General features: G+C 63.2%; 8 protein-coding genes and 2 pseudogenes. 7 read left to right on the forward strand and 3 right to left on the reverse strand.

Annotated features, from left to right (window positions below; translation table 11 throughout):
* Window positions 1-84: 84 nt before the first annotated feature.
* From AAFX91_RS18150 to phbB, 3 genes are all read right to left on the reverse strand, one after another.
* A complete protein-coding gene (locus tag AAFX91_RS18150; RefSeq protein ID WP_394567315.1) occupies window positions 85-1,899 on the reverse strand; it encodes a PHA/PHB synthase family protein in 1,815 nt (604 codons plus the stop codon).
* A 273-nt stretch (window positions 1,900-2,172) separates the two neighbouring features.
* Window positions 2,173-2,565 (reverse strand): hypothetical protein, encoded by a 393-nt coding sequence (locus AAFX91_RS18155; RefSeq protein ID WP_394567316.1) that lies wholly within the window; start codon window positions 2,563-2,565, stop codon window positions 2,173-2,175.
* A 47-nt stretch (window positions 2,566-2,612) separates the two neighbouring features.
* Entirely contained in the window at window positions 2,613-3,341 is a 729-nt protein-coding gene (gene phbB / locus AAFX91_RS18160; RefSeq protein ID WP_394567317.1) for an acetoacetyl-CoA reductase, read from the reverse strand.
* Window positions 3,342-3,509: 168 nt separating this feature from the next.
* Between phbB and AAFX91_RS18165 the strand changes: the two genes are divergently transcribed.
* The 7 genes and pseudogenes from AAFX91_RS18165 to AAFX91_RS18195 form a co-directional block, all read left to right on the forward strand.
* On the forward strand, window positions 3,510-4,346 hold the full coding sequence (locus AAFX91_RS18165) for a universal stress protein (protein ID WP_394567318.1): 837 nt from the start codon (window positions 3,510-3,512) through the stop codon (window positions 4,344-4,346).
* A gap of 37 nt (window positions 4,347-4,383) precedes the next feature.
* Window positions 4,384-5,107 (forward strand): annotated as a pseudogene (locus tag AAFX91_RS18170) (CBS domain-containing protein).
* A 542-nt stretch (window positions 5,108-5,649) separates the two neighbouring features.
* The gene (locus tag AAFX91_RS18175) at window positions 5,650-6,102 is read left to right on the forward strand and encodes a FlgO family outer membrane protein (protein ID WP_394567319.1); all 453 of its coding nucleotides are present in this window, start codon (window positions 5,650-5,652) and stop codon (window positions 6,100-6,102) included.
* 385 nt (window positions 6,103-6,487) lie between these two features.
* On the forward strand, window positions 6,488-7,543 hold the full coding sequence (locus tag AAFX91_RS18180) for an AraC family transcriptional regulator (RefSeq protein WP_130579082.1): 1,056 nt from the start codon (window positions 6,488-6,490) through the stop codon (window positions 7,541-7,543).
* A 65-nt stretch (window positions 7,544-7,608) separates the two neighbouring features.
* Complete coding sequence (locus tag AAFX91_RS18185) at window positions 7,609-7,875, forward strand: hypothetical protein (protein WP_130579080.1); 267 nt, start codon at window positions 7,609-7,611, stop codon at window positions 7,873-7,875.
* 43 nt (window positions 7,876-7,918) lie between these two features.
* On the forward strand, window positions 7,919-10,852 hold the full coding sequence (locus AAFX91_RS18190; protein ID WP_394567320.1) for an ATP-binding protein: 2,934 nt from the start codon (window positions 7,919-7,921) through the stop codon (window positions 10,850-10,852).
* Window positions 10,853-11,340: 488 nt separating this feature from the next.
* A pseudogene (locus tag AAFX91_RS18195) lies at window positions 11,341-13,640 on the forward strand (ATP-binding protein); the annotation flags it as partial.
* Window positions 13,641-13,719: the final 79 nt, after the last annotated feature.

Here is a 13,719-nt window from a genome sequence, read left to right on the forward strand (position 1 = left end):
GAACGCGTAACCCGGGGCCGCGCGCAAACGCTGACCCAGAGGTCCCGGGTTACGCTGGCGCTCCACCCGGACCCGGGCTACGGGCTAGTGCTGCAGCACGTAGCGGCCGGGCGCAGCCTCCAGCGCGGTGGCGTCCTCGTCCTTGCCGGCGCCGCCCATGGATGGCGGGGAGACCGGTTCGCCGGAATGGGCATTCAGGAACGCGACCCATTCGTGCCACCAGGAGCCTTCGCACTTTGGTGCGACCTTCAGCCATTCATCCGGCCCGATATAAGGCCCGTCCTTCAGCTTGGTCAGGACCTGATACGAGTGCCACGGCTCGTTGGGAGCCGCGACGATGCCGGCATTGTGTCCGCCGTTCGTGAGCACAAAGGTCGTGTCCGCATCCGCAAGGAAATGGATCTTGAAGGTCGACTTCCAGGGAGCGACGTGATCGCGAAGCGTGCCGACGACGAACATCGGCGCATGCAGATCGGACAGCGAGATCGGCTGGCCGTCGACGCGATAGCGCCCTTCGGCAAGATCGTTGTCGAGGAAGAGCTGGCGGAGATATTCGGAATGCATTCGATAGGGCATGCGGGTGGCATCCGCATTCCATGCCATGAGGTCGCTGAGCGGCTGCCGCTCTCCGATCAGGTAGTCGCGGATCATCCGCGACCAGATCAGGTCGTTGGAGCGCAGCATCTGAAAGGCGCCCGCCATCTGGTTGGTCTCGAGCACGCCGCGCTGCCACATCATGTCCTCCAGGAACGCGACCTGGCTTTCATTGATGAAGAGCGTGAGCTCGCCGGCCTCGGTGAAATCTGTCTGCGCGGCGAGCAGCGTCACGGTGCGCAGGCAGTCCGGCTTCTCCTTGCTCAGCCGCGCCGCCGCAATCGACAGCAGCGTGCCGCCGAGGCAGTAGCCGGCGGCGTGAATCGGCTGGCCGGGGACGATCCGGTTGATGACCTCGATCGCGGCATCGGCGCCAAGCCGGCGATAGTCTTCGAGACTGATGCCGCGGTCCTCGGGCGTCGGGTTGCGCCAGGATATCATGAAGACGGTAAAGCCGTTTTCGACCAGGAAACGCACCAGCGAATTGTGCGGCGACAAATCGAGGATGTAGTATTTCATGATCCAGGCCGGCACGATCAGGACCGGCTCGGGTCGGACTTGCGACGTGGTCGGCGAATACTGGATCAGCTCGATCAGTTCGTTGCGATAGATCACCTTGCCCTTGGTGACGGCGACGTTCTGGCCGACGGCGAACTCATGTTCCGGCCCGTGACCGGTCACCAGCGCCTTCCAATCCTCGAGCCAGTTGTGCAGGCCGCCGACAAAGTTGCCGCCGCCGGTCTCCATGATCTTGCGCAGCACCTCGGGATTGGTCAGCGCGAAATTCGTCGGCGCCAGCACGTCCAGCCACTGCCGAATCGCAAAATCCGCGATCGCCGCATCGTGCCGCGCCACGCCATGAACATCAGTGGTCGCGGATTGCCACCATCGCTCGGTCAACAGGAACGCCTGCGCCAGCATGTTGAAGGCCGGCAATTCCCAATCCGGCTCGGAAAACCGCCGGTCGTTCGGCGCCGGTGCGATCATGCTCCAGGTGCGATAGACCGGATGCGGATTCGCGAGTGTCTCGAAAAACTGCATCGCGTCGCGGATCGCATCCCGTGTCAGCGTAAGCTGCTTGCCCGGCGAGATCGCCAAATGGAGCTGCCAGTCGAGCATCGCCAGCGTCAGCGCGGCGGGAGACAAGCCGCCGGTCCAGCGGGCGATCGTGGCATGGGCGAGGTGATCGATCACGTCGAATGCCGATACCGGCTCGGACGGTGCTGGTACCGCGGGGACCGCGCCGTCCTGCGACGGCGGCTTGACCGGCTCGAATGTGACGGAATCCATGGCCTGCGCTGTCATACCAATCTCCATTGGTTCCATTTACGCTAGCACCGCCACAGACCGTTTGAGCTGCATCAAACTGGTTTGCCACGGCCTCCCGCATGGATCAGGCGGTCCGAACCGCATGCAGCGAATTGCGTCCACGATGGACGCTGCGCTCCCTCTCCCGCTTGCGGGAGAGGGTTGGGGTGAGGGCCCTCTCCACGAGTCCCCCAGTAGAGAGAGCCCTCACCCGGCGCTGGCGCGCCGACCTCTCCCGCAAGCGGGAGGTGAAGTCAACGCGCTCCAGCTTTAAGCGAAGCCGAAAAATTCCTTGCCGCGGGCGATGATCTCCTTGTCGGTCGGGTGATCGCTCGCCTCGACGCGCAGGATGATGTTCGGGTGCGTGTCCTGCAGATGGTGCAGCAGCTCGGTCTTCTCGTTCCCCGGCCCCATGATCTGGACATTCGTGCAATTCTGCAACGCCTGGCCGATCGTCACCAAAAAGTTTGGATCGCTCTCGACCTTGCCCGCGCCGACGCTGTTGGCCTTGTGATGCAGATGGGACGAGGCAAGGTGGGCGGGCACCACGATGGTGTCGACGCCGGTCAATCCCATCCCGAAGATCTTGGCGGTGAGATGATCGATCCAGACGATGGCATGGGCATGCGTCGTGGTCGTCTTCGGCGTAGCGGTGCTGGACATTGCTTCTCCTTGCTCCAATTCAGCGGTCTTGGTGGTTTCGATGGCGCTCAGCCGCCCATATATTGGCCGCCATTGATCGACAGCGTCGATCCGGTGATGTAGCCGGCCTCGTCGGCGGCGAGAAAGACGACGGCGCGCGCGATTTCCTCGGGCCGGCCGAGCCTGCCGACCGGAATCTGCGGCAGGATCACGTCCTTCATGACCTCCGGCGAGACCGCATCCAGCATCTCGGTATGGGTATAGCCTGGACAGATCGCGTTGACGGTGATGCCGACCTTCGCGCTCTCGAGCGCAAGTGCCCGCGTGAAGCCGAGCTCACCGGCCTTCGCAGCCAAATAATTCGTTTGTCCGAACTGGCCCTTCTGGCCGTTGATCGACGCGATGTTGACGATGCGGCCGAACTTGCGCGACCGCATGCCCTCGATCACGGACCGGCACATGTTGAACAAGGCGTTGAGGTCGGTATTGATCACCGCATCCCATTGCGCCTTCGTCATCTTGTGCAGGCTGCTGTCGCTGATGATGCCGGCATTGTTCACGAGAATTTCGATCGGACCGAGCGCGGCTTCCACTTGCTTCACGCCGGCGCCGCAGGCGGCGAAATCGCCGACATCCCATTGAAACACCGGTATGGCTGTTTCAGCGTGAAACGCCTCGGCAGCCTTGGTGTTGCCGGCATAGGTCGCCGCGACGCGGTAACTTGCGGATTGAAGTGCCCGTGCGATCGCGGCGCCAATGCCCCGAACGCCGCCCGTAACCAATGCAACGCGTGCCATGTCGATCCTCCCTTGCCTCTGCGAGCTCTCCGTGAACCAATAAAGAAGGGAGGCCGAATGCCCTTTGATGTGCGTCAACAAGGGGAGGAAACTGCGCTGACATAGTGAGTTCGCCATTGATGCTAAGCGCCCCGCAGGCGGCTTTCGCCTGTCATCACGGAGAGATCCATGTACAGGAACATTCTGGTGCTGGTGCCCACGGAATTGTCGGCGCGTCCGGTCGCCGATGGCTCGATATCGCTCGCGGCCGCATGCAAGGCCGAGCTCGAGGCGCTGGCGATAGGCTACGAGGTAAGCAGCATACCGATGACGGCGGAAGGCGGCGCCGCGGTCGGCTCCATCTACGAGATCGAGCGACAGCGCGCGTTCGAGCGTGCTGACGGCGCGTTGCGCATGTTCGAGGCGCAGGCAAAGAATGCAGGCATCACCTACCGCTGTCGCGCCCTCAGCGCGCTTCCGGGCGAGGCGGTCGAGATCGTCGGCGCGGCCGCGAGGCTGCACGACCTGACGATCGTGTCGCAGCCCGAGGTCGATCGCGATACCTTCGACAACAACCTCGCCCAGGAAACCCTGTTCGAAGCCGGCGGTCCGGTGCTGTTCATGCCCTACACGTTCAAGGGCGCGTTCACGGCCAAGCGGATCGGCATCTGCTGGGATGGCAGCCGCGTTGCGGCACGCGCCCTGCACGACGCCATGCCGTTCCTGAAGGCGGCCGAGGCGCTGACGGTCATCACCGTCAACGAAGACGACAACGTGCCGAGCGAGGCGTCGCCGACCCATCTCGCGCGATACCTCGCGCATGTCGGCGTCCCGGTCCATCTGACCTCGCTCAGGATGGATGATGCCGAGATCCAGCCGGGCATCCTGTCGCTGGCGGCCGACGAGTCGCTCGATCTCCTGGTGATGGGCGGCTACGGGCATTCGCGCCTCAAGGAAACCGTGCTGGGCGGCGTCACGCGCGACATGCTGCGCTCCATGACCGTGCCGACGCTGATGTCGCACTAGATTCTTGTTTTGACGCGTTTTCCGGAGAGACACACGCATGCGCGCCCACCAGATCATGACCAGGGACGTCATCACCATCAGCCCTCATGCATCCATCATGGATGCCGCCAACATCATGCTGCGCTGTCACCTGAGCGGCCTGCCGGTGATGGGCGAAGATGGTATGCTCAAGGGCATCGTCTCCGACGGGCGACTTCCTTCGCCGCGGCGAGATCGGCACCGGGCGCCGGCGCCCGGGCTGGCTGCAGTTCTTCGCCGGGCCCGGCCGCGCGGCGATCGATTTCGTGCATGAACGCGGGCGTCACGTCGAGGACGTCATGACGCCCGATCCGATCACGGTGGACGAGCAGACCCCGTTGGACGAGCTCGTGCGCATCATGGAAAAGAAGGGCGTGAAGCGCCTGCCGGTGATGAGCGGCAAGATGCTCGTCGGCATCATCACGCGCGCCAACATCCTTCAAGCAGTCGCGAGCCTCGCCAAGGAAATCCCCGACCCGACCGCTGACGACCAGCATATCCGCGATCGTATCCTGCGTCAGATCCAGGACACGGACTGGCGGCCCGCCGGCTTCCAGGTCACCGCGCGCAACGGCGTCGTTCACCTCCATGGCGTCATCTTCGACGACAGCACGCGCAAGGCGGCCATCGTGCTCGCCGAGAACACCGCCGGCGTTAAGGCGGTCCACGACCATCTCTGCTTCGTGGATACTTATTCGGGCTACTACGTGGAGCCGCCGGAAGACGTCGGGGCGGCGAGGTGAACCGCCCCCTCCGGGAGCTCTGCCGATTCCGTGATTTCTAACTACGCCTCGTGAAGCGATCTTCCGAAAGCGGCCGATCTCTTTCGGAAATGCACGCAACGTGGGCGCATCAAGATTGATGCGTCGAGGATCGACGGCAAGCGCATATCGAAAAAGTACGACCGACATTCCGGATCGAACGAAAAGTTCTTGCGCATTCTGGCGAAGCCTTATCGGCTGGCGTATCCTTCGCGTAAGTATGGCGCGGCTTCAACGCAGCCGCCGCACGGAAATTCGTTCAAGATCGGACTATCGCCATGCTCAACGATGGGCGAGCATTTGACAGCGAGACGATAACGGCCGGCAGCCCGGGCATCTTGTCGGAGCGACCGCAAGCTATCGCGCGTGGATGGCGCTTTGCGCCGCGTTGGCATCAGCGCACAAGGCGCATCGTCACGGGAATAGCCGGGCTCGCTGCGGTGGGGACGGTATTGGGTGGCCTGACCGGCTATTGGACGACCTACAAGGCTCTCAATGACTAGATCAGCCGCAGAGAGGTGGTGATGCCGGCGCCGCGCCTCTCCATTGCCGTCCTGCCTTTCGAAAATCTCAGTGGCGATCCGGCGCAGAATTATTTCGGCGATGCGGTCGTCGAGAACCTGACGACCGACTTGTCGGTCAACATCCCCGCTCTTGTCGTCATCACCGGCGGCTCGGCACTGACAGACAGAAACCAGAGGATCGATCCCAAACGGATTGGTCAGGAGCTGAATGTTCGCTACCTGCTGCTCGGTTCGGTGCTTCGCTCCGCCGACCAGCTTCGCGTCAATGCGCGCCTGGTCGACGCCGAAAGCGGCGAGCAGTTGTGGGCGGATCGCTTCGACGGAAGCGCGGCCGATCTTATAAAGTTGCAGGATCAGGTCACATCCCGCATTTCCAGCTCGCTTCAATCCACCTTGCCGATCGCCTGGATGCGCAAGACACAGATGACGACGACCACGCTGCTGTCGATGTGACTTGACGCGGCGTCATCGCAGGAGAGGCCCGACAATCCCTACAATGTGGTCGGATATTTTTTCTTCAGAAGAGAAGCAAACTTTCTGGCGGCTCATGCGTTGAGGCGGATAACCCGAAAGCTATACGAAGGTATACGCAGGGGCATACTAACGACATCCCTCACAGTTTTATTCTCGACCAACTCTTTCAGAACTAAAGCAAATTCGTCTCGACGCGCGGGCGACCGCACTGCGGCCCTTTGCAATATCTAACACCCGCTAAGCATCTATAACGAGCATCATAGCGCGAAGGGCCTATGCTCTTCAGCATCGCAACTGTTGCATTCGCAAAGTTCCTCGGTCGCAGGCGATGAAGCAGGCCGACTGAAACTAGAAAGGATGAGCGATGCTTACGCAGGCTTTCAACGAGAGGCTGGGTCACCCTCACGTCAGCCTCCCGATCGGCTCGGAAACGCACCACGTTCATCCTGACACCGAAGGGCTCCGCCAGGAGCACAGGTGGCGCGACCTGAAACCGGATGATGCGGCTGCGATCGGGGAGATCGCAATTTCGCGCTGGGCGGGTTCGCAAGACGGTTCCCGATACGAGGAGGCGGCAACGCCGCCCGGTCGATATGTGGTGGCGATCGCCCTGAAGAGCACGCGCCTCACCCTGACACGGGGACGGCAGATCATCTTCGATGGGGTCATGCCGGCGGGCACCCTGCATGTCACGGCGCCTTCGACCCAGCTCGGTGCGCAGTTTCACGCCCCCTACGACTTCCTGCACTTCCATGTCTCCGCCGACTATCTTCGCGGGCACCGCGCCGCGGCGGAGTCCTGCTCGACCGGCGAAGATCTGGGCGACCTGATCCTGCTGCGGGACTCCTTTGCCGAGCAGCTCGGCAGGGCGCTGATCGAGCGCGGCAATGCCAGGGACCCGGCTTTCACCCGCTGCATTGGTCAAACGCTGGCCATGCATATCGCCAGGCTCGAGACGCCGCGAAGCAAGGTCAACGCGCTGCCGAAATGGCGGCTCAGGCGTGTCGAGGAGTATGTCAACGCAAACTACCATCGCAGCGTCAGCCTTGCCGATCTGGCCAAGGCCGCCGGCCTCTCCCGCATGCATTTTGCGGCCCAATTCCGGGCAGCGACAGGTTTCCGTCCGCGCGAATATCTGCTGCATCGGCGCGTCGACCGCGCGAAGTCGATCCTGTCCGACGGCCAGACGCCCCTCGCCGAGGTCGCATTGGCGGTAGGCTTCTGCACCCAGGCGCATTTCTCGACCGTCTTCAAGCGCATCACCGGGGAAACGCCGGCGCGCTGGCGTACCGCCAGCCGAAGCGCATCGCCCTCGCCGATCGACCAGAGCGTCCGGACAAAGATTCCCTTCCGCCGGCCACGGGCTGAAGTGCGGCGCGCGGATCATCTCATTGCTGCGGGCGGTCACGCTTCGCTGTGAAAGCACCTGAGGCGGTGTCGCAAATTGCGACACCGGCCGCCCCATAGTCATTTGCAATCATTCGATTGAAAATCGGCATCACCGCCGTGGCAGCGTGCGCCGCGCATCGCCGCTTTTGCCGCGCGGAGCGATATTATTCCTATTTCGACCTGTCGGACGCAGAGCTGTCGGGTGACACCTTCGGTTATCGTGTAACACCTTTGGCTAAGGTTGCTAGGCGTCCGGAAAGCAATATGATGCCCGTAATTGGTCCCTCGACGATCTCAGGTCATTTGGAGTTCGGACGGGCACCGCGACCTGCTGCTCCGGTACGCATCAAGCTGATGCAGTGAAGGACGGAGAGCGTCGGCCACTTGCTTGATTGAGGTCCCGAACATGGGCGACCGCACGCAACGTGCCGTCCGCGAGGCCGGTCGGGGTTCGGCCGCGCCGGGGACCGTTTGCTTCGGTCCGTTTCGGCTGCATGCTGGGCAAAGAACGCTGGAGAAGGACGGCAGTCCGATTCAGCTCGGCGGCCGGGCGCTTGATCTTCTGATCGCTCTGGTCGAGCGTGCGGGCACGGTGGTCAGCAAGAATGACCTGTTGGCCAAGGTATGGCCCGACATCATCGTCGATGAAGGCAGCCTCAGGGTTCAGATCGCGGGCCTTCGGAAAGCGCTTGGCGACGGCGAGGCGGGCGCGAGATACCTGACCACGGTTTCGGGGCAAGGCTACTGTTTCGTCGGACGGCTTTCGCATCCGAACGATCAGGAACAGTCCTCGATCGGACCGGTCTCCGAACCGCCCCACAATCTGCCGGCGCGGCCGATGCGAATGGTGGGACGCGACCAGACCGTTCGCGACATATCGGCCAAACTGAGGAGCGAGCGTTTCGTCACCGTCGTCGGCCCCGGCGGCGTCGGCAAGACCACGGTGGCGGTCTCCGTCGGCCATGAATTGCTCGAAGAGTTCGCCGGCGCGGTCCGCTTCCTCGACTTTGGGACACTCCATGACCCCGCACTCGTTCCAAATGTCGTCGCCTCGGCGCTCGGCCTCCTCGGCCAGGCCGGTGATCCCTCCGACAGTCTGGTGAACCTGCTTCGCGACAAGCGGATGCTGCTGATACTGGATTGTTGCGAGCATGTGATCGAGACATCGGCCGCGCTGGCCGAACGTCTCTATGCGGAGGCGCCGCAGCTCCATATCCTGGCCACCAGCCGGGAGTCGCTGCGGGTCGAGGGCGAGCATGTTCACCGTCTGCAGCCGCTCTTGAGCCCGCCTGATGACGCAGGCCTGACGGCCGCGCAGGCACTCGCCTTTTCCGCAGTCCAGCTATTCGTGGAGCGCGCGGCTGCGAGTGGCGGCCGTTTCGTCGAACTGAACGACGCGGACGCGCGCCTGGTCGGCGAGATCTGCCGCAGGCTGGATGGCATTGCACTGGCGATCGAGCTCGCCGCCAGCCGCGCCAGCGCCTCCACTATCAAGGACACGGTCGCGCTCTTGAACGACGCGTTCAAGCTCCTGGGCGAGGGACAGCACGCCGTGCTGCCACGGCATCAGACCCTGCGCGCGACGCTCGACTGGAGCTACAAGCTGCTGTCGGAGCCGGAGCGTATGGTGCTGCGGCGGGTGGCCGTGTTTGCCGGCACCTTCACCCTGGAAGCCGCCCGCTCGGTCGCGGGCGCAGAGGACGCTGACGATGGACAGGTGATCACGGCCGTTGCGAGCCTTGTTGCAAAATCCATGCTTGCGGCAGGGCCAAGCGGCACGTCGACGCGCTACAGGCTGCTCGATACGGCACGGGCCTATGCCCTGGAACGGCTTGCCGACAGCACGGATGCCGATGCGACGGCGCGGCGGCATGCCCGCTATTTCCTGCATCTGCTGCAAGAGATCGGCAACGGCTCGACCGCCTCATCGGAATCGAACCGCTTTGCGGCGATCGCCGACCAGTTCGGAAACATACGCGCGGCGCTGACCTGGTGCTTCTCCGAACGCGGCGACTGCGCAACGGGCGTCGCGCTGGCTGCGGCGGCCATGCCTTTTTTCCTCAAATTGTCCCTGTTCGCCGAGTGCCAGCTCTGGGCCAAGCGCGCGATCGCACAGCTTGAAGCGGCAAATCACAGCCCGAAATACGACCTCGACCTTCACTCCGCCCTGGGCCTGGCTTTGTTGCTCACAAAGGGGACCACCGACGACGTTCACGCCTTTCTGACGCGAGCGCTTCGAATAGCCGAAGAAATCGGCGACGTACCCAGCCAGCTTCGCCTGATCGAGCGGGTTCACGTGTTCCAGATGAGGGCGGGAAATTTCACGGAAGCCCTGGCGCTCGCCAAACGAGGCGAAGCCGTCGCGTCCGATCACGGCGACCGCATTAAACTTGCCCATATGCGGATTGCGCTCGGTGTCTCCTGCCATCTTGCTGGAGACGCGCGGCTGGCCCGGTCCTATGTGGAATCTGCGTTGTTGCAGTTGCCGGGATCGGAACCTGATGTCGATGATCCCCTGAACTACGACTACTTCAGTCGCGCACGGATCACCCTGGCTCGGATCCTGTGGCTTCAGGGATATCCCGATCAGGCGGTCGACACGGCGCGGCGAGCCATCGCCGACACGATGCGTATCGGTCATCCTGCCAAGCTCTGCATGGCGCTGCTTTGGGCATTCTCGATCTTTGTCTGGAACTCGGAGACGGAGAATTACGAAGAATACGCCGACAGACTTATCCTGGAGGCGAGCAAGCACGCGCTGGGGCCGTACCAGACGATTGGCTACGGGACAAAAGGCGTTGTCCTGGTGGCGCAAGGCCAGGTCGAGACCGGGATTGCGCTGCTGCGGGGCGCGCTCGAAGTCATGCACAGCCATCGATACGGCTCGCTCGCGGATTTCCGCATCGCGCTGGCGCAAGCGCTCGCCACCATCGGGCAGGAAAAGGAGGCGCTGGATACGATCGATCTGGCAATCGCCCGTGTCGGGCACAACAAGGATATGTTCTGCATGCCCGAGCTCCTGCGCGCAAAGGCGGACGTGCTGCTCTCCGCGAGGAGCCCTGATCTGGAGCAGGCAGAGCGCTGCCTCAAGGAGTCGATCGACCTGGCCCGGCGCCAATCGGCGCTCGCCATGGAGCTGGTTGCCGCGACCTGCCTCGCGAGACTTTGGCTCGGGCAGGATCGCGCCGCCGAGGCACGCCAGCTCCTCGCGCCGACCTATGCCCGCTTTACCGAGGGGTTCAACAGCCCCGCGCTCAGGGCGGCAAGGGCGCTATTGGATGAGCTGAGCTCGCAACATCCTGATACGTCGACGGACGCAAGACTGGCCGTTCGGGGGTAAGGCTCTGAACGCATTCGTCAGAATGCCGATTGATTTGCGTCCATCCGGCAACCGCGATCCTGCGAACTCGAAATGAAGGTGCAGATCCGAAAGACGCGAGCCATCCGATCCGGCATGGTCTGTCGCGTAAGCATTCAAGACCACCAGCTTGCGCCATGGGCTCGCAGCGCCCCTCCCAAGGCAACGAGCCCACGGCCGTCCTATCCCCCCGCCCCATCCCCGGGACGGCCCCCCTTTCCTCTCCATACATCATCCGCTTGCCGCGGCTTTCGCGGCTTGCCTTTCGAACGGGTTGCTGGCTCTGGCGAGAGACGATAGCGATAGCCTGGAGCAAGAAAAGTCATCACGCTTTTGGGAACCCGGCGTGGATCATGGCTCGTTCGCCGCAAGCCGCTCCCGTGATAGGAAACCCCGTCCAAACCGGCACCCTAATCCGGGCACAAATCATAGTTGGGCCAAAGGCGGCTCTCGCAGCAGGCAGGTAGCGCGTGCAGAGCGACAATAGCGATGAATCTGCACTGGCATTCGGACCATTCCGACTGCTGCCGAAAGCGCGACTGCTCGAAAAGGACGGCAATCCCGTACATATCGGAGGCCGCGCGCTCGACATCCTGATCTTCCTTGCCGAACGCGCCGGCGAGGTCGTCGGCAAACGGGAATTGGTGTCGCGGGTGTGGGCCGATGTGAACGTCGACGAAGGCAGCCTCCGCTTCCACGTCAGCGCGCTGCGCAAGGTGCTCGGCGACAGCGCGTCTGGCGCGAGATATGTCGTGAACGTTCCCGGCCGCGGCTATTGCTTCACCGCGCCGATCGTGCGTACGGAGACCGAGCCTGCCGCAACGCCGGCCGGTAGCCCTCCCCTTCCGGCGCAAATTGCCAGGATGATCGGGCGCACTGAAACGATCGAGAAGATTGCAGCCGAGCTCGCACGCCACCGCCTGGTCACGGTGGTCGGACCGGGCGGCATCGGCAAGACCACCGTCGCCCTGGCGGTGGGGCACCGTCAGCTTGGCGCTTTTGCCGGCATGGTCAGGTTCGTCGATTTCGGCTCGCTGCGGGACAAGCGCCTGGTGCCAAGCGCGCTGGCATCGGCATTGGGGCTTTCGGTCTCCTCCGACAATCCGCTGCCGAGCATGCTGGCGTTTCTGCGCGAGAAACGCATGCTGTTGATCTTCGACAGTTGCGAGCATCTCTTGGAAAGCCTGGCGATGCTCGCGGAAAGCATCATCCGCGAGGCGCCGGAGGTTTCCATCCTGGCAACCAGCCGCGAATCGCTGCGCGCCGAAGGCGAGCAGGTGCATCGGCTGTTTCCGCTGGATTGCCCGCCGGAGCGCGCCACCATCACGGCTCCCGACGTGCTGGCCTATCCCGCGGCGCAATTGTTTGTCGAACGCATCGCCGCGAGCCTCGGCGGGTTCGAGCTCGGCGATGCCGAAGCGCCGGTGGTGGCGGAAATCTGCCGCAAGCTCGATGGCATTGCGCTGGCGATCGAGCTCGCCGCCGGTCGCGTCAACGCCTACGGAATTCAGGGCATCGCCACGCTGCTCAACAGTCGCTTCTCGCTGTTGTGGCAGGGCCGGCGCACCGCGGTGCCCAGGCATCAGACGCTGAGCGCGGCGCTGGGCTGGGCTGGAGCTACGAGCTATTGACGCCTGCCGAAAGCGTTACGCTGCGCAGGCTGTCAGTGTTTGCCGGCACCTTTACGCTGGAAGCCGCCCTTGCGGTGGCGTCCGACGATGGGACCGACGAAGCCGAGGCGGTCGAGGCGATCGCAAACCTGGTGGCAAAGTCGCTGATCTCGCTGCCGTCGACGGCTCAGCCGGTGCGCTATCGGCTGCTCGACACGACGCGCGCCTTCGCGGCGGAAAAGCTTGCGGAAAGCGGCGAAGCCGCAAGGATATCGCGTAGTCACGCGATCTATTTCCGCGATCTCCTTGCGGGCATCGCGGCGAGAACAGCAGCATTCTCGACCGGCGACAGCTTCACTCCCTATGCCGATCATCTCGACAATGTCCGCGCCGCCCTCGATTGGAGCTTCTCCGACCAGGGCGACCGCGCGATCGGGATCGGGCTTGCCGCGGCGGCCGCCCAATTCTTCCTCCAGCTTTCGCTGCTGACGGAATGCCATCGCTGGGCGCGACAGGCGCTGGCGGGGTTTGATCCGCAAATTGCCGACCCGCGCCAGGAGATGGAGCTTCAGGCCGCGCTTGGCGTCTCCTTGATGTTCACGCAAGGCAACACCGAGGAAGTCCATACGGCCTTCACCCGCAGCCTGGAACTGGCAGAGTCCCATAACGACCTGCACTGGCAGCTCTGGCTGCTGCGGGAGCTTCACATCTATCTCACCCGGATCGGCGATTATCGTGGCGCGCTGGTGATGGGCGAGCGCGGCGTGGTGGTCGCCAGAACACTGAACGATGCCGCCGCCATCCGTACCGCGGAATGGATGCTCGGGGTCGCCAACCACCTGATCGGGAATCAGAACGACGCCGTCTTGCAGTGCGAGAGCGCCACGACCCATGATCCGTCTCGCCTGCACATCCACATGCAGCGTCTGGGATATGATGACCGGATCATTGCGCTGGTCGCTCTTGCACGGAGCCTCTGGCTGATTGGGCGCCCCGATCGCGCCATCGAGGCGGCGAGATATGCGGTCAGCGAGGCCGAGCGCACACAGCAGCCGCTCACGATCGGCATTGGCCTGATATGGTCGATCTACGTGTTTCTCTGGTTCGGCGATTGGGACGATGCCGACAAGCTGATCGAGCGTCTCATCAATCATGCGGCCAGCGCATTGCCTCATCAAGAATGTTACCGGAGAACTGACCGTCAGGATTGGGGCGGCGACACCGAATCGGATCGGTGTC

The sequence above is a fragment of the Bradyrhizobium sp. 31Argb genome, assembly GCF_043638955.1.
Lineage (GTDB): Bacteria > Pseudomonadota > Alphaproteobacteria > Rhizobiales > Xanthobacteraceae > Bradyrhizobium.

Coding starts and splice junctions, on each gene's coding strand:
- AAFX91_RS18150 (WP_394567315.1), bottom strand. CDS start 1,899: ATGACAGCGCAGGCCATGGATTCCGTCACATTCGAGCCGGTCAAGCCG.
- AAFX91_RS18190 (WP_394567320.1), top strand. CDS start 7,919: ATGGGCGACCGCACGCAACGTGCCGTCCGCGAGGCCGGTCGGGGTTCG.
- AAFX91_RS18165 (WP_394567318.1), top strand. CDS start 3,510: ATGTACAGGAACATTCTGGTGCTGGTGCCCACGGAATTGTCGGCGCGT.
- AAFX91_RS18180 (WP_130579082.1), top strand. CDS start 6,488: ATGCTTACGCAGGCTTTCAACGAGAGGCTGGGTCACCCTCACGTCAGC.
- AAFX91_RS18155 (WP_394567316.1), bottom strand. CDS start 2,565: ATGTCCAGCACCGCTACGCCGAAGACGACCACGACGCATGCCCATGCC.
- AAFX91_RS18175 (WP_394567319.1), top strand. CDS start 5,650: ATGCCGGCGCCGCGCCTCTCCATTGCCGTCCTGCCTTTCGAAAATCTC.
- phbB (WP_394567317.1), bottom strand. CDS start 3,341: ATGGCACGCGTTGCATTGGTTACGGGCGGCGTTCGGGGCATTGGCGCC.